Here is a 15241-nt window from a genome sequence, read left to right as displayed (position 1 = left end):
GGCGTGGTTTTGGGGTGCTGCTCGTGTGTTCTTTATTCTTGTCCCCCCCCCCCCCCCCGCGGGGCGCCCCCCCCCCCCGCCGGGGCCGGCGCCCCCCCCCCCCCCCCCCCCCCCCGGGTCCGGAAGCTCACGGAGCCCGGCGGGCTACCGCTTGGACTTGGCGGCCTTGGGCGTCGCCAGCCGGCTGCCGCTCCAGTCCTTGCCGACGCTGACGCTCTTGGACGCCGTCAGTCCGGCGGTCGTCGCGGCTTCCGAGATGTCACTGGCCTCGACGTACCCGTCACGGCCGGTCTTCGGCGTGAGAAGGAGGATCGACCCGCCCTCTTCGATGTACGTGGTGGCATCCACCAGCGCATCCGTCAGGTCGCCGTCGTCGTCACGGAACCACAGCACGACGGCATCGGCCACGTCCTCGTAGTCCTCGTCCACCAGCTCGCCCTCGACGGCGCCCTCGATGGCCTCGCGGAGCTCCTGGTCGACGTCGTCGTCGTAGCCGATCTCCTGGACCACCTGCCCGGGCTGGAAACCCAGCCTGGCGGCAGGGTTCGTCCGCTCCTCCGCGTGGTCCGCGGTCGCGCTCACGGGTTGCCTCCTGATCAATTTTCGGATGGGGTGCCCCCGGGCCCGTCCACCGGGCCTGGGGGAATCTTCAGCCACGCGCGTGCGCGAAGCTTGGCCGTAGTCCACACGGGCGGGACGGATCGCGCAAGTACCCGGCGTCTGGGACCGCCGAAACGGTGACGATCCCGGCCGTGTCGCCGCAACTCCAGCCATGCCGTCCAGCCCGAAGGTGACGTACACCACACCTATCTGCCCCGTTTGCGTATTTGGGAACCACGTGTGGGTACGAGACTCGAATGAACGTGCCCCCGATTCTCATGGGAGAACCGGTTACCCCACGGTACAGATGACGATTGCCCCCGCGAGGTACACGATGGGGAACCGGCGGGGGAATCGGCGCAGACACCCGGGTAGAACCCCGGAAACACGGCCCTCTGACAGCGAAGGAACAGCGTGGCTTCCGCATCCGATCGCAGTGATCGCAGTCCGATCATCATTGGCGGCCTTCCGAGTCAGGTCCCTGACTTCGATCCCGAGGAGACCCGGGAGTGGCTCGACTCCCTGGACGCCGCCGTCGACGAGCGCGGCCGGGAGCGGGCCCGGTACCTGATGCTGCGGCTGATCGAGCGGGCCCGCGAGAAGCGCGTGGCCGTGCCCGAGATGCGCAGCACGGACTACGTCAACACCATCCCGACCAAGAGCGAGCCGTTCTTCCCCGGCAACGAGGAGATCGAGCGCAAGATCCTCAACGCCACCCGGTGGAACGCGGCGGTGATGGTCTCGCGCGCCCAGCGGCCCGGCATCGGCGTGGGCGGCCACATCGCGACCTTCGCCTCCTCCGCCTCCCTGTACGACGTGGGCTTCAACCACTTCTTCCGGGGCAAGGACGAGGGCGACGGCGGCGACCAGGTCTTCTTCCAGGGGCACGCCTCCCCCGGCATCTACGCGCGCGCCTACCTGCTGGACCGGCTGAGCGAGCAGCACCTGGACGGCTTCCGCCAGGAGAAGTCCAAGGCGCCGCACATGCTGTCGTCGTACCCGCACCCGCGGTCGATGCCGGACTTCTGGGAGTTCCCGACGGTCTCCATGGGCCTCGGCCCGATCGGCGCGATCTTCCAGGCGCGGATGAACCGCTACATGCACGCGCGCGACATCGCGGACACCTCGAAGTCGCACGTGTGGGCCTTCCTCGGCGACGGCGAGATGGACGAGCCGGAGTCGCTGGGCCAGCTGTCCATCGCCGCCCGTGAGGGCCTGGACAACCTGACCTTCGTGGTCAACTGCAACCTCCAGCGCCTGGACGGCCCGGTACGCGGCAACGGGAAGATCATCCAGGAGCTGGAGTCGGTCTTCCGCGGTGCCGGCTGGAACGTGATCAAGCTGGTCTGGGACCGCACCTGGGACCCGCTGCTCGCCCAGGACCGCGACGGCGTGCTGGTCAACCGCATGAACACGACCCCGGACGGCCAGTTCCAGACGTACGCGACCGAGTCCGGCGCCTACATCCGCGACCACTTCTTCGGCGACGACCACCGGTTGCGCGCGATGGTCGAGAACATGACCGACGACCAGATCCTGCACCTGGGGCGCGGCGGTCACGACCACCGGAAGATCTACGCGGCCTACAAGGCGGCCCTGGAGCACAAGGGCCAGCCGACGGTGATCCTGGCCAAGACGATCAAGGGCTGGACGCTGGGTCCGAACTTCGAGGGCCGCAACGCCACGCACCAGATGAAGAAGCTGACGGTCGACGACCTCAAGCGCTTCCGCGACCGGCTGCACCTGCCGATCTCCGACAAGGAGCTGGAGTCCGGCCCGCCGCCGTACTACCACCCGGGCCGGGACACGGAGGAGATCCAGTACATGCACGACCGCCGGCTCGGCCTCGGCGGCTACGTGCCGACCCGCGTCGTGCGGTCCAAGCCGCTCGCCCTGCCGGACGACAAGACGTACGCGACCGTGAAGAAGGGCTCAGGCCAGCAGTCCATCGCGACCACGATGGCCTTCGTGCGGCTCCTCAAGGACCTCATGCGGGACAAGGAGCTGGGCAAGCGGTTCGTGCTGATCGCCCCGGACGAGTACCGCACCTTCGGCATGGACTCGTTCTTCCCGAGTGCGAAGATCTACAACCCCCTCGGCCAGCAGTACGAGTCCGTGGACCGCGACCTGCTGCTCGCCTACAAGGAGGCGCCGAACGGCCAGATGCTGCACGACGGCATCTCCGAGGCCGGCTGCACGGCCTCGCTGATCGCGGCCGGCTCGGCCTACGCCACGCACGGCGAGCCGCTCATCCCGGTCTACGTCTTCTACTCGATGTTCGGTTTCCAGCGCACCGGCGACCAGTTCTGGCAGATGGGTGACCAGCTGGCGCGCGGTTTCGTCCTGGGCGCGACCGCCGGACGTACGACCCTGACCGGCGAGGGCCTCCAGCACGCGGACGGCCACTCGCAGCTGCTGGCCTCCACCAACCCGGCGTGCGTGGCGTACGACCCCGCCTTCGGGTTCGAGATCGCGCACATCGTCAAGGACGGGCTGCGCCGCATGTACGGCGGGGACGACCAGCACCCGCACGGCGAGGACGTCTTCTACTACCTCACCGTCTACAACGAGCCCATCCGGCACCCGGCCGAGCCCGAGAACGTGGACGTCGAGGGCATCCTCAAGGGCGTCTACCGCTTCAGCGAGGGCACCGGCGGCTCGATCCCGGCGCAGATCATGGCCTCGGGCGTCGCGGTGCCGTGGGCGGTGGACGCGCAGCGGATCCTCGCCGAGGAGTGGAACGTGCGGGCCGACGTCTGGTCGGCGACCTCCTGGAACGAGCTGCGGCGCGATGCCGTGGCCTGCGAGGAGCACAACCTGCTGCACCCCGAGGAGGAGCAGCGGGTGCCGTACGTGACGCGGAAACTGGCGGGTGCGCAGGGGCCGTTCGTGGCGGTGTCCGACTGGATGCGGTCGGTGCCGGACCAGATCGCGCGGTGGGTTCCGGGGACGTACCAGTCGCTGGGCGCGGACGGCTGGGGCTTCGCGGACACCCGCGGCGCGGCGCGGCGCTTCTTCCACATCGACGCGGAGTCGATCGTGGTGGGCGTGCTCAGCGAGCTGGCGCGGGAGGGCAAGGTCGACCGGTCGGTGCTGAAGCAGGCGATCGACCGGTACCGCCTGCTCGACGTGACCGCGGCGGACCCGGGGGTGGCCGGCGGGGACGCGTAGGACGGACACGGACGGGACGCCGGCCGCCGCGGCAGCGCGGCGGCCGGCGTGCACGTGCGGGGGCCGATGTGCACGTGCGGGGGCCGGCGTGGACGGACGGCGGCCGGCGGGGACAGGCGGCGGCCGGCGTCGGCGTACGGACGGCGTGGGCGGGACCTGGGTCGGCGTCGGCGGCCGGGAAGGGCATGGACATACGCCGGTGTGACCTGTGGCGCCGGTGAGACCTGCGGCGCCGGCAAGAACCTACGGCGTCCGACGACGTGGCCCGCAGCGCACATGGCTCACCCCCGCCCGTGACGGGCGGGGGTGGGAACACCCGGGCGACGGGTGATGCCGCGATGTGCGGCTAGAACATGCCGTAGCCCGGACTCGCCGCTCCGACGAGCCAGATGAGTGCCAGGAGCATGTCGATGGCCCCCAGGACCAGGGCGACGACGGCCGGCACCGAGCGGGAACCCGCCCAGCTGCGGCCCATCGCGAGCCAGCCGCAGACCATCGCCGCGGGGCCGAGCAGGATGCCCAGCGCGAAGAAACCGACGATCGCGCAGACGATTCCGATGATCCCGAGTGTCGCGCGGTCCGGCCCGCTCCGTGACCCCGTCCGGCCACGTGAGCGGGGGTGCCTGCGCGATTCCTGTCCGAAGCTCGCCATCATCAACTCCCTCGACTCCTTGTGGAGTTCGGGTACCCGCGTGTGACGTGTCATGCCTCTTTCAGGCCGTTTCCGAGCCCGCCTCGGGCGTGCCGCCCGCGCGCCGCCCCCCTCCGGCGGCACGCCGCGGCCTCTCACCCTCCGTGCCCTGCGGAGGACTTGACCCACTGTGACCTGCGGACACCGGCGGCGGGGGCGTTCGTCCGCCCGGTCACCCTGATGGCGGAACCGGGCGACGGGGCGGGCCGAAAAAATCACGGGCCCGTGCGGCCACGAGGCCGCACGGGCCCGGAGATTCCGGGGTGTGGGTCAGATGTGGCCCACGCCCGCGCCCGCCTCCGCGTTCTCACCGCGCTTGGTGAGGAAGGCGACGAACACCGCCACGACCGCGACCCCGGCCGCGACCAGCGAGGCCAGGCTCATGCCGGAGATGAAGGTGTCGTGGGCGACGTCCGCGATCTTCGCGGCGACCGCGGCCGGGGTGCCCTCGGGCACCGGTGCGATGCCCTGCTGCACGGCCTGGCCGGTCAGCTCCTGCTGGGCCGGCGTGAGTTCGGGCAGTCCGGCGTCGGCCCAGTTGCCCGCCAGGTCGTTGTCGACCTTGGAGGCCATGACGGCTCCCAGCACCGCCGTACCCAGGCTGCCGCCGATCTGCATCGCCGCCTGCTGGAGGCCTCCCGCGACGCCCGACAGCTCCATGGGGGCGTTCCCCACGATGACCTCCGTGGCGCCCACCATGACCGGGGCGAGACCGAGACCGAGCAGCGCGAACCACACGGACATCGCCAGGCTGCCGGTGTCCGTCTCCAGGGTGGACATGCCGTACATGGCGATCGCGGTGCACACCATGCCTCCCGCGAGCGGGATGCGGGGGCCGACCTTGGTGATCATCGCGCCGGCCAGCGGCGAGGCGACGATCATCATGGCGGTGAGCGGCAGCAGGTGCAGGCCCGCGTCGATCGGGCTCATGCCGTGCACGTTCTGCAGGTAGAAGGTGACGAAGAACAGGCCGCCCATGAAGGCGATGGCCATCAGGACCATCAGGACCACACCGGCCGACAGCGGCACCGAGCGGAACATGCCCAGCGGGATCAGCGGCTCCTTGACCCTGGTCTCCCAGAAGGAGAACAGGGCGAAGCCCACCACCGACCCGCCTATGTACAGCCAGGTCTGGCCGGAACCCCAGCCCCACTCGGGCGCCTTGATGAGCGCCCAGACGAGAGCGAACATCGACGCGGACAGCAGCACGATGCCGACGACGTCGAAGGAGCGCGGGGCGTTCTCGGCCCGGTGGTCCAGCAGGATCAGCACGCCGAGGACCACGGCGACGACGCCGACCGGCACGTTGATGAAGAACACCGACTGCCAGCTGACGTGCTCGACCAGCACCCCGCCCAGGATCGGGCCGCCCGCGGTGGAGGCACCGATGACCATGCCCCAGATGCCGATGGCCATGTTGAGCTTCTCGGCCGGGAAGGTGGCCCGCAGCAGGCCGAGCGCGGCCGGCATCAGCAGCGCGCCGAACAGCCCCTGGAAGACGCGGAAGACGATGACCATCGCGATGCTGTCGGACAGCCCGATGGCGCCGGAGGACGCGGCGAAGCCCGCCACACCGATGAGGAAGGTCTGCCGGTGACCGAAGCGGTCGCCGAGCTTGCCCGCGGTGATCAGGGAGACCGCGAGCGCGAGGAAGTAGGCGTTGGTGATCCACTGCAGTTCGGACCAGCTGGCGCCCAGGTCCTTGCCGATGGCCGGGTTGGCGATCGCCACGATGGTGCCGTCCAGGGCCACCATCATGACCCCGACCGCGACCGTGACGAGGGTGACCCACGGATGGCCGCGCCATCCCTTGGCGGGCGACGAACCCGCCGGGGTGCCTTCACCCGGTCCCAGCTTGTCGATGGTGGTCTGACTAGTCATACCGCTGAGGCTAGTGACAGCCGCTGACAGTTGACAAACGGATTCACGAGTCAGTAACTGACAGGACATCCCCCGATAGCCTGAGCTGCGGAAACCGCACGAAGGAGACGACTTTTGAAGGTGGCCGGCACGTCGGCGCCGCCGGGGACCGCTGCCGCGGCCTCCCGTCCCGGCCTGCGCGAACTCAAGAAGCAGCGCACCCGGGACCTGCTGCTGCGCTCCGCCCTCGAACTGTTCACGCAGCGCGGTTACGAGGAGACGACCGTCGACGACATCGCCGAGGCGGCGGAGGTCTCGCAGCGCACCTTCTTCCGCTACTTCGCCTCCAAGGAGGACGCCGCGTTCTTCGTGTCGCGGCTCGCGGAGTCGCGCTTCGTCGAGGCCGTGCACGCGCGCCCGCCGGACGAGGCCCCCCTGGACGCGCTGCGGACGGCTCTCGGCGAGAGCTGGAGCACCATCGGCGAGGCGGTCGAGCAACTGATCCCGCTCGAACTGCACATGCGCTTCTACCGGGTCATCGAGTCGACTCCCGCCCTGCTCGCCGCCCACCTGCGGCGGGCGACGGAACTGGAGGAGGAGATCGCCCGCGTCGTCGCCGCGCGGGAGGGCCTCGACCTGGACGCGGACCCGCGGCCCCGCGTGGTCGTGGCCGTGTTCGGAGCGGTGATGCGGGTCACCGAACGGATCTGGTCGGCGCGCGACGACGCCGGCCTGGCCGACCTGCGGGACCTGACGGCCGCTTACCTCGACCAGGTGACGCCCGCGCTCACCGGGAACTGGCGTCGCGCCGAAACGTGATCCGTGTCACTGGATTCACGCGAGACCGGCCCGTTCTCCTAGTGTGTCCTCCCAGTGACTTCCTTCGACACCTCCCCGCAGCTGAACGTCTGGCGCGCCCTGCTCGCTCTGGCCGTGGTGTTCGTGATGCTGGCGACCACCGGCTGGACCGCCCTGCGCAACCAGCGGGGCCCCACCGCCCTCGAAGCGTCGGTCTCGGCCTGGGAGCACGGCCGGATCGACGGACGGCGGCTGCCCGACGCGCAGGCGGCTCCCGCCCGCCTCGCCCGCTTCTTCTCCTCGCTCACCGCGTGGCAGCGCACGAGCCTGGCCCACCGCTATCCGCTGGCCGTCGGCAACATGAACGGCGCCCCCGTCGAGCTGCGCTACCTCGCCAACCGTTCCGCACTGCGCAAGGCGCGGTCGGTGGAGCTCGGCCGGGTGCACGACAAGCGCCTGTCCCTCGCCGGGCAGCGCGAGGCCGGGCGGCGGATGCACAGCTACGAGTCGCTGCTCGAACCCGGCCGGCACATCCTCGCCTTCGACCCGGCGGGGTCGGGCCGGGTCGCCGAGGTGTTCGGGAACCTGAACCGCGCCGACCGGGTGTCCGTCGTCGTGCCCGGCGTCGACACGGAGCTGGTCACCTTCCAGCGCACCGACCACAAGAAGTACGCGGCGCCCGTCGGCATGGCCGAGTCGCTGTACGCGGCCGAGCGCGCGGCGAGCCCCGCCACCGGCACGGCCGTGATCGCCTGGGCCGACTACACCTCCCCCAGCGGCCTCGGCATGGAGGCGGCCACCGCGAACCGGGCCGAGCACGGGGCCGCGCGGCTGAACGCGCTGCTGCGGGCGCTGCCCGGCCGGTCCCCGGTCTCCCTCTTCTGCCACAGCTACGGCTCGGTGGTGTGCGGCCTGGCCGCCGACACACTGCCCCGCCGGGTGACCGACATCGCGGTGGCCGGCAGCCCCGGCATGCGCGCCGCGAGCGCCTCCCGCCTGGACACCGACGCCCGGGTGTGGGCGATGCGGGACGCCGACGACTGGATCCAGGACGTGCCGTACCTGGAGGTCGGCGGCCTCGGGCACGGTGCCGATCCGGTGTCCGCCGGCTTCGGGGCACGGGTGCTGTCGGCGCGGAGCGCCCGGGGGCACAGCGGCTACTTCGTCCCCGGGACGGACAGCCTGCGCAACTTCGCGGGGATCGGCGTTGGCGCGTACCGCACGGTCGCCTGCGCCGGCGACTCCGACACATGCCGGGCGGATTTGTCCGTGGCGACGGCGGCCGGACGCGCGTAGAGGCGCAGAAACTCCGGTTTGCACGGAGAGGGGACGGAGAGGCTCGTGCCGCATACGATGAGCCGCATGGGTGACGTACTGGCCGGATTTCATGCCACCTGGGAGTTCGAGTCCGACTCCGTGCTCATCCGCTACGAACGGGGGATTCGAACACCCAAGCTGTTTCAGGCCCTGGGGGAGCGCCGTGTGCCCCTGGCGGCGATCGAGGGCGTCACGCTGACGCCCGGCCGGCGCGGCAGCGTCGTGCTGCGCCTCGAACCGCGCGCGGGCGCCGATCCGCTGATGGAGGCGGCAGCCGGGCAGCTGAAGGAGGGCTGCGACCCCTACCGGCTGGTGCTGCCGGCCGAGCGGGAGACGCTGGCGGAGTACTACGCCGACGAGCTGCGGGCGCTGCTGACCGGGTCCGGCAGGACGGAGCGTTTCCTGGTGGCCCCGCCCGAGGCGCCGCTGCACTTCAAGGCGTACGACGGCAAGGCGTCCTTCGACGGGGAGGCGGTGTCCTTCCGGTGGTTCTGGACGGGCGCGTCCTCGGCGAAGTGGAAGGCCGGCGACCAGCGCTTCCCGGTGGCCGGCCTGGGCGGGGTGGAGTGGCGCTCCCCGGAGGTGTTCGACGGCTACCTGCGGCTGCTGCCGCGCGACGCGGACGCCTCGGCCGCCCCGGCCGTGCCCCAGGCCGACCAGGATCCGGCGGCGGTCGTCTTCGGGCTGGGATACGGACCGGTGCACGAGTCGCTGCCGTTCGCGGCGGCGGTGGCGGCGGCGGTGCGGGAGCGGAGCGCCGTGGCGCCCGTGCCGGTGCCGGCGCCCCGGCGGGACCCCGCGGACATCGCCGAGCGGATACGGCACCTCGGAGAGCTGCACCAGCAGGGGCTGGTGACGGACGAGGAGTTCTCCTCCAAGAAGGCGGAGCTGCTCGCCCAGCTCTAGCGTCCGCCGGGTGCGGTCCCGTTGCGGGTGCGGCTCACTCCCGGCCGGCGGAGCTGAACGTCATGTCCGCGTAGCGGTCGCCCGCGACCTTCTCCGCGATCGGCTCCAGCAGGGACAGCTCGTCCTCCGTCAGTACGATCCCGGTCGCCGCGGTGTTCTCCTCCACCCGCGCCGGCTTCCGGGTCCCCGGGATCGGGATCACCGGCAGGCCGTGCACCCGGGCACGCTGCTGCACCCAGGCCAGGGCGATCTGGCCGAGGGTGGCGCCGTGGGCCTCGGCGACGGTGCGGACCGGGTCGAGGAGGGCCGCGTTGGCCCGCGCGTTGTCGCCGGTGAACCGGGGCTGCTGACGGCGGAAGTCGTCGGCGGCGAGACCGTCGGTACCGGTGACGGAACCGGTGAGGAAGCCCCGGCCCAGCGGCGAGTACGGCACCAGGGCGACGCCCAGCCCGGCGGCGGCCGGCACCACGCCCGCCTCGATGTCCCGGCTGAACAGCGACCACTCCGACTGGACGGCCGCGATCGGGTGGACGGCGTGGGCGGCCCGCAGTTCCCCGGCGGTGACCTCGCTCAGGCCCAGGTGCTTGACCTTGCCCTCGCGCACCAGGTCGGCCATGGCGCCGACGGTCTCCTCGATCGGCACGTTCACGTCGCGGCGGTGCATGTAGTAGAGGTCGATCACGTCGACGCCGAGGCGTTCGAGGCTCGCCTCGACGCACTGGCGGACGTACGTCGCGTCGCCCCGGATGGTGCGCTTCGTCGGGTCGACGTGGTCCAGGGAGAGGGCGAACTTGGTCGCGAGGACGACCTCGTCGCGGTGCGCGCGGAGGAAGGGCGCCAGGAACTTCTCGTTCTCGCCGAGCCCGTAGACGTCCGCGGTGTCGTAGAGCGTGACGCCCAGCTCCAGCGCCCGCTCCAGGGTCGCCCGCGACGCGTCGGCGTCCGCCGGTCCGTAGGCGAAGCTCATCCCCATGCAGCCCAGACCCTGGACGCCCACCTCCGGGCCGCCGTCGCCGAGCCGGGCGGTGGGCATGCTGCTGTCGGTCATCGGGTCCCCTCCGTGTCACGGGCACGTCCCGCGTCCCCGTAAAAACTGATCTTGCGGTCGAGCACGGCGACGGTGTCCTGGAGTTCGGCGATCCGCGTCAGCACGTCGCGCCGGGTGGACTCCAGCAGCTCCCGCCGGTCGAGGTAGGTGTCCTCGCCCGCCCGCACCATCTCGGCGTACCGCACCATGTCGGCGACCGGCATGCCGGTCATCCGCAGCTTGCCGACGAAGTCGAGCCAGTCCAGGTCGCGGTTGCTGTAGCGGCGCTGTCCGGTGTGCGAGCGGTCGATGTGGGACATCAGGCCGATCCGCTCGTACCAGCGCAGCGTGTGGGCCGTCAGGCCGGTGAAGGCGACGACCTCGCTGATCGTGTACTGGTCCTGCCCGTCGGGGCGCGGGTGGCGCCGGGGCGGGGCGGAGCAGATGTCCGTTCTGGTGGCGTTCGGTGCGAGGGTCCCGGCCGTGGTCTGCATCACCGTCATGGCCACCACGCTATGACCTTGGAGTGCACTCCAGGCAAGCTCCACCGGTGAGAAATGCGCGGGACACCCGGCCCCGCCGGTCACTACCGTGCCGGCATGAGTCTTGTACGCCGTGCCACGGCCGAGGACGCGGAGGAAGTCCTCCGGCTGCGCCAGGTGATGATCGCCTCCATGAACCCCGACGCCTCCACCGACTGGCAGGCGGCGTCCCTGCCGGCCCTGCGGGCGAGGCTCGCCGATCCGGACGGGGGCTTCGCGGCCTTCGTGGTCGACCGTCCCGGGCGGCCGGACGCGCTGGCGGCGCTGGTGGTGGGGACCCTGGAGTACCGGATCGGCGGGCCGGGCCGGCCGGGGGGCCTGCTCGGGTACGTCTTCAGCGTCGCCACCGACCCGGACGCCCGGCGCCGCGGGTACGCGCGCGCGTGCATGGACGAGCTGCTGGAGTGGTTCCGCGAGCAGGGCGCCGGGCACGTCATGCTCACGGCCTCCCCCGACGCCGAGCCCCTGTACGCGTCGATGGGCTTCACCCGCGACACGACCCCCTCGATGAGGCTGTACCTCTGAGCCGCTTAGGCTCGGTGGCATGTCCTTGAAGAGCTTGGCGTTGATCGAGAACTGGCCGGTCCCCACCGCCGCCGCGGGCGTCGTACGGGCCGACGGCACCACCCTCGGCACCCACGGCCCGGCCACGCACCGCTTCCCGCTCGCGTCGGTCACCAAGCCGCTCGCGGCGTACGCGGCGCTGGTGGCGTACGAGGAGGGCGCGATCGAGCTGGACGAGCCCGCAGGGCCGCCCGGGGCGACGGTCCGTCACCTGCTCGCGCACACCTCGGGTCTTGCCTTCGACGAGCACCGCGCGACCTCCGCGCCCGGGGAGCGCCGGCTGTACTCGAACGCCGGTTTCGAGCAGCTCGGCGACCACATCGCGAAGGCCGCGGACATGCCGTTCGCCGAGTACGCGCGGCAGGCGGTGCTGGAGCCGCTGGGCATGGCGGCGACCTCCCTTGAGGGCTCCCCGGCGAAGGACGGCGTGTCGACGGTCGAGGACCTGCTCCGGTTCGCCGCCGAGGTGCAGGTGCCGCGGCTCCTCGACCCGCGCACGGTCGCCGAGGCCATGACCGTCCAGTACCCGGGCACCAAGGGCGTCCTGCCGGGCTACGGCCACCAGAACCCCAACGACTGGGGGCTCGGCTTCGAGATCCGCGACGGCAAGTCCCCGCACTGGACCGGCGCCTCGTCCTCGCCGCGCACCTTCGGGCACTTCGGCCAGTCCGGCACGTTCCTGTGGATCGACCCGGACGCGGGCATGGCCTGCGTGGCCCTCGCCGACCGCGCCTTCGGTCCGTGGGCCGCCGAGGCCTGGCCCCCCTTCACGGACGCGGTGCTCGCCGAGGCCCGGTAGCCCGGCCCTGTCAGGTCCGGGTCATCTCCCACATCAGTGTCTCGGCCCCCGTCACCGCCACCGCCTCGACCCCGTCGGCGTCCGTGACGCGGGCCGCGTCGCCCGGGCCGAGTTCCCGGTCGCCGAGGCGGACCCGGCCGCGCACGACGTGGACGTAGACGTACGCCGCGTCCGGCACCGCGGTCCGCTCCCCCGGCGACAGGCGGCGGACGTGCAGCAGGGCGCCGGCCTCGGGGACGGCGTACGGGGTGGAGTCGGCGATGCCGCGGACGATCTCGTAGGCGGGGTCGCCGCCGGGATCGCGCGGGGCCAGCCACATCTGGACGAAGGCGAGGGGGACCGACGCGTCGTTGCGCTCGACGTGCCGGACGCCGCCCGCCGAGCTGAGGCGCTGCACGTCCCCGGCGCGGACCACCGTCTCGTGGCCGGTGCTGTCGCGGTGGGTCAGCTCGCCCTCCGTCACCCAGGTGACGATCTCGGTGTGGCTGTGCGGGTGCTCGTCGAAGCCCGCGCCGGGGGCGAGGCGCTCCTCGTTGCAGGCGAGCAGGGCACCGAAGCGGAGGTTGTCGGGGTCGTAGTGCGGGCCGAAGGAGAAGGCGTGGCGCGACTCGATGCCCGCCTCCGGGTCGCCTCCGGGGTAGCGCTCGTCGGCGCGGCGTACGTCCATCACATCGTTCACCGTAGCCCCGGGGGCACAGCCGCCCGTCCCGATAAGGCAGTCTTGTCCCGTGCCCGAACCCGAAACCGGCAAGCCCGACGCCCCCGCCCAGCCCGCCCACCCGCACACCGCGACGCTGAAACGGCTGGAGCAGTCCTCCGGATCGCTCGCCGCGCAGGCCATCGCGCGCATGGACGAGACGCTGCCGTGGTACCGGGCCATGCCACCGGAGAACCGTTCCTGGATCGGGCTGGTCGCCCAGGCCGGCATCGCCGCGTTCACCGAGTGGTTCCGGCGTCCGGACGCGCCGCAGGCCATCTCCACCGACGTCTTCGGCACCGCGCCGCGCGAGTTGACCCGGGCGATCACGCTGCGGCAGACCGTGGAGATGGTGCGCACCACCATCGAGGTGATGGAGTCCGCCATCGACGAGGTGGCGGCCCCCGGCGACGAGTCGGTGCTGCGCGAGGCGCTGCTCGTGTACGCCCGGGAGATCGCCTTCGCGACCGCCCAGGTGTACGCCCAGGCCGCCGAGGCACGCGGTGCCTGGGACGCGCGGCTCGAGTCGCTGGTGGTGAACGCCGTGCTCAGCGGCGAGGCCGACGAGGGCGCCGTGTCCCGGGCCGCCGCCCTCGGCTGGAACTCGCCGGAGCACGTGTGCGTCGTGCTGGGCACCGCTCCCGACGGGGACTCCGAGCTGACCGTGGAGGCCATCCGGCGCGCGGCCCGGCACGCCAAGCTCCAGGTGCTGACCGGGGTGCTCGGGGACCGTCTGGTGGTCATCGCCGGCGGCCGCAACGATCCGCTGGCGGTGGCGAAGTCGCTGATCGGACCGTTCGCGCAGGGTGCGGTCGTCGCCGGGCCCGTGGTGCCCGACCTGCTGGCCGCGACCCGGTCCGCGCAGGCCGCCGCCGCCGGGCTCAAGGCGTGCACCGCCTGGCCGGACGCTCCGCGCCCGGTGCTCGCCGACGACCTGCTGCCGGAGCGCGCGATCGCCTCCGACCCCTCCGCTCGCGAGCAGTTGGTGGAGGAGATCTACAGACCGTTGGAGGAGGCCGGGGCGGCGCTGCTGGAGACGCTCAGCGTCTATCTCGAACAGGCGAGCAGTCTGGAGGGCGCCGCCCGGATGCTCTTCGTTCACCCGAACACCGTGCGCTACCGGCTCCGACGTGTGACTGACGTCACCGGATGGTCGCCCTCTGATGTACGGTCTGCGTTCACACTGCGGATCGCGCTCATCCTGGGGCGTCTGGCCGATGGAGATCAACAGCTCTAGGATTTTGTGCGGGTTCCACAAATCCCGCTCCTGTTCTTCGTCCCTGTCCCCACGGGCGGCCGTGGCCGTCCTCAAGAGAGAGTGTGAGAGTGCTCGTACTCGTCGCTCCCGGCCAGGGCGCCCAGACGCCCGGCTTCCTGACTGACTGGCTCGCCCTCCCCGGCGCCGCGGACCGCGTCGCCGCGTGGTCCGACGCCATCGGACTCGATCTCGTCCACTTCGGCACCAAGGCCGACGCGGACGAGATCCGTGACACGGCCGTGGCCCAGCCGCTGCTCGTCGCCGCCGGACTCCTGTCCGCCGCGGCACTCGGTGACATGTCCGAGATCGCACCGGGCGTGGTCGCGGGCCACAGCGTCGGCGAGATCACCGCCGCCGCCTTCGCGGGCGTCCTGGACGACACCGCCGCGCTGACCCTGGTACGCCGTCGCGGCCTGGCCATGGCCGAGGCCGCCGCGGTCACCGAGACCGGCATGTCGGCGCTGCTCGGCGGCGACCCCGAGGTGAGCGTCGCGCACCTGGAGAGGCTCGGCCTGACCCCGGCGAACATGAACGGCGCCGGTCAGATCGTGGCCGCCGGCACGATGGAGCAGCTGGCCGCGCTGAACGAGGACAAGCCCGAGGGCGTCCGCAAGGTCGTCCCGCTGAAGGTGGCCGGCGCCTTCCACACGCGCCACATGGCGCCCGCGGTGGACGAGCTCGCCGAGGCCGCGAAGGCGCTGACGCCGGCCGACCCGAAGGTGGCGTACGTCTCCAACAAGGACGGGCAGGTCGTCGCCTCCGGTACCGAGCTCCTCGACCGGCTGGTCGGCCAGGTCGCCAACCCGGTGCGCTGGGACCTGTGCATGGAGACGTTCAAGGAGCTGGGCGTCACCGCACTCATCGAGGTGTGCCCGGGCGGCACGCTGACCGGGCTGGCCAAGCGGGCCCTGCCCGGGGTGAAGACGCTGGCCCTGAAGACCCCCGCCGATCTCGACGCGGCCCGCGAGCTCGTCGCCGAGCACACCCAGGCCTGACAAGGAGCGCGAGAGC

Annotated in this window: 14 protein-coding genes; 8 read left to right on the top strand and 6 right to left on the bottom strand. The window is 71.8% G+C overall.

The features are described 5' to 3' along the window. Positions 1–144 precede the first annotated feature (144 nt). Positions 145–582, bottom strand: a complete 438-nt coding sequence (locus ACIBCJ_RS08735) for a DUF3052 domain-containing protein (protein WP_166661640.1) — start codon at positions 580–582, stop codon at positions 145–147. A gap of 432 nt (positions 583–1014) precedes the next feature. Between ACIBCJ_RS08735 and aceE the strand changes: the two genes are divergently transcribed. Then, positions 1015–3771: a pyruvate dehydrogenase (acetyl-transferring), homodimeric type gene (aceE, locus tag ACIBCJ_RS08730; protein ID WP_362099002.1), complete on the top strand. Its 2757-nt coding sequence runs from the start codon at positions 1015–1017 to the stop codon at positions 3769–3771. 346 nt (positions 3772–4117) lie between these two features. Here the strand turns inward: aceE and ACIBCJ_RS08725 are convergent, their stop codons facing one another. Next, positions 4118–4426 (bottom strand): small hydrophobic protein, encoded by a 309-nt coding sequence (locus ACIBCJ_RS08725; protein WP_365979282.1) that lies wholly within the window; start codon positions 4424–4426, stop codon positions 4118–4120. A gap of 306 nt (positions 4427–4732) precedes the next feature. Then, positions 4733–6343: an MFS transporter gene (locus ACIBCJ_RS08720; protein WP_362099005.1), complete on the bottom strand. Its 1611-nt coding sequence runs from the start codon at positions 6341–6343 to the stop codon at positions 4733–4735. A gap of 114 nt (positions 6344–6457) precedes the next feature. Between ACIBCJ_RS08720 and ACIBCJ_RS08715 the strand changes: the two genes are divergently transcribed. The 3 genes from ACIBCJ_RS08715 (at position 6458) to ACIBCJ_RS08705 (ending at position 9343) form a co-directional block, all read left to right on the top strand. Continuing rightward, positions 6458–7141, top strand: coding sequence for a TetR family transcriptional regulator (locus ACIBCJ_RS08715; protein WP_365979207.1), 684 nt, complete (start codon positions 6458–6460; stop codon positions 7139–7141). 54 nt (positions 7142–7195) lie between these two features. Continuing rightward, entirely contained in the window at positions 7196–8416 is a 1221-nt protein-coding gene (locus ACIBCJ_RS08710; RefSeq protein WP_362099010.1) for an alpha/beta hydrolase family protein, read from the top strand. Between the two features lie 66 nt (positions 8417–8482). After that, complete coding sequence (locus ACIBCJ_RS08705) at positions 8483–9343, top strand: DUF4429 domain-containing protein (protein ID WP_365979206.1); 861 nt, start codon at positions 8483–8485, stop codon at positions 9341–9343. Positions 9344–9377: 34 nt separating this feature from the next. Here the strand turns inward: ACIBCJ_RS08705 and ACIBCJ_RS08700 are convergent, their stop codons facing one another. Together ACIBCJ_RS08700 and ACIBCJ_RS08695 are read right to left on the bottom strand one after the other, a co-directional pair. Then, entirely contained in the window at positions 9378–10391 is a 1014-nt protein-coding gene (locus tag ACIBCJ_RS08700) for an aldo/keto reductase (protein ID WP_365979205.1), read from the bottom strand. After that, positions 10388–10873 carry a MerR family transcriptional regulator gene (locus ACIBCJ_RS08695; protein ID WP_365979204.1) on the bottom strand — a complete coding sequence of 162 codons (486 nt, stop codon included), beginning with the start codon at positions 10871–10873 and terminating at the stop codon, positions 10388–10390. Before ACIBCJ_RS08695 ends, ACIBCJ_RS08700 begins: the two co-directional genes overlap by 4 nt. A gap of 96 nt (positions 10874–10969) precedes the next feature. On the opposite strand from ACIBCJ_RS08695, the gene ACIBCJ_RS08690 reads away from it, so the two are divergent. After that, positions 10970–11437 carry a GNAT family N-acetyltransferase gene (locus tag ACIBCJ_RS08690; RefSeq protein WP_365979203.1) on the top strand — a complete coding sequence of 156 codons (468 nt, stop codon included), beginning with the start codon at positions 10970–10972 and terminating at the stop codon, positions 11435–11437. Between the two features lie 19 nt (positions 11438–11456). After that, a complete protein-coding gene (locus ACIBCJ_RS08685; RefSeq protein WP_365979202.1) occupies positions 11457–12275 on the top strand; it encodes a serine hydrolase domain-containing protein in 819 nt (272 codons plus the stop codon). 10 nt (positions 12276–12285) lie between these two features. Here ACIBCJ_RS08685 and ACIBCJ_RS08680 read toward each other — a convergent pair whose 3' ends face one another. After that, the gene (locus tag ACIBCJ_RS08680) at positions 12286–12942 is read right to left on the bottom strand and encodes a pirin family protein (protein WP_362099309.1); all 657 of its coding nucleotides are present in this window, start codon (positions 12940–12942) and stop codon (positions 12286–12288) included. 61 nt (positions 12943–13003) lie between these two features. Here ACIBCJ_RS08680 and fasR point away from each other — a divergent pair, with 61 nt between their 5' ends. Both fasR and ACIBCJ_RS08670 read left to right on the top strand, forming a co-directional pair. Then, on the top strand, positions 13004–14209 hold the full coding sequence (fasR, locus tag ACIBCJ_RS08675; RefSeq protein ID WP_362099028.1) for a fatty acid biosynthesis transcriptional regulator FasR: 1206 nt from the start codon (positions 13004–13006) through the stop codon (positions 14207–14209). A gap of 89 nt (positions 14210–14298) precedes the next feature. Next, a complete protein-coding gene (locus tag ACIBCJ_RS08670) occupies positions 14299–15225 on the top strand; it encodes an ACP S-malonyltransferase (protein ID WP_365979201.1) in 927 nt (308 codons plus the stop codon). Positions 15226–15241: the final 16 nt, after the last annotated feature.

It is taken from the genome of Streptomyces sp. NPDC051136, from assembly GCF_044455745.1.
Taxonomy (GTDB): Bacteria; Actinomycetota; Actinomycetes; order Streptomycetales; family Streptomycetaceae; genus Streptomyces.
The sequence above is the reverse complement of the archived record's forward strand: the minus strand, read 5'-3'. Positions and strand labels throughout refer to the sequence as shown.

Bases quoted from the DNA above. Each gene is read 5' to 3' on its own strand.
- ACIBCJ_RS08725 (WP_365979282.1), bottom strand. From the start codon at position 4,426: ATGATGGCGAGCTTCGGACAGGAATCGCGCAGGCACCCCCGCTCACGT.
- ACIBCJ_RS08720 (WP_362099005.1), bottom strand. From the start codon at position 6,343: ATGACTAGTCAGACCACCATCGACAAGCTGGGACCGGGTGAAGGCACC.
- ACIBCJ_RS08705 (WP_365979206.1), top strand. From the start codon at position 8,483: ATGGGTGACGTACTGGCCGGATTTCATGCCACCTGGGAGTTCGAGTCC.
- ACIBCJ_RS08700 (WP_365979205.1), bottom strand. From the start codon at position 10,391: ATGACCGACAGCAGCATGCCCACCGCCCGGCTCGGCGACGGCGGCCCG.
- ACIBCJ_RS08695 (WP_365979204.1), bottom strand. From the start codon at position 10,873: ATGACGGTGATGCAGACCACGGCCGGGACCCTCGCACCGAACGCCACC.
- ACIBCJ_RS08690 (WP_365979203.1), top strand. From the start codon at position 10,970: ATGAGTCTTGTACGCCGTGCCACGGCCGAGGACGCGGAGGAAGTCCTC.
- ACIBCJ_RS08685 (WP_365979202.1), top strand. From the start codon at position 11,457: ATGTCCTTGAAGAGCTTGGCGTTGATCGAGAACTGGCCGGTCCCCACC.
- ACIBCJ_RS08680 (WP_362099309.1), bottom strand. From the start codon at position 12,942: ATGGACGTACGCCGCGCCGACGAGCGCTACCCCGGAGGCGACCCGGAG.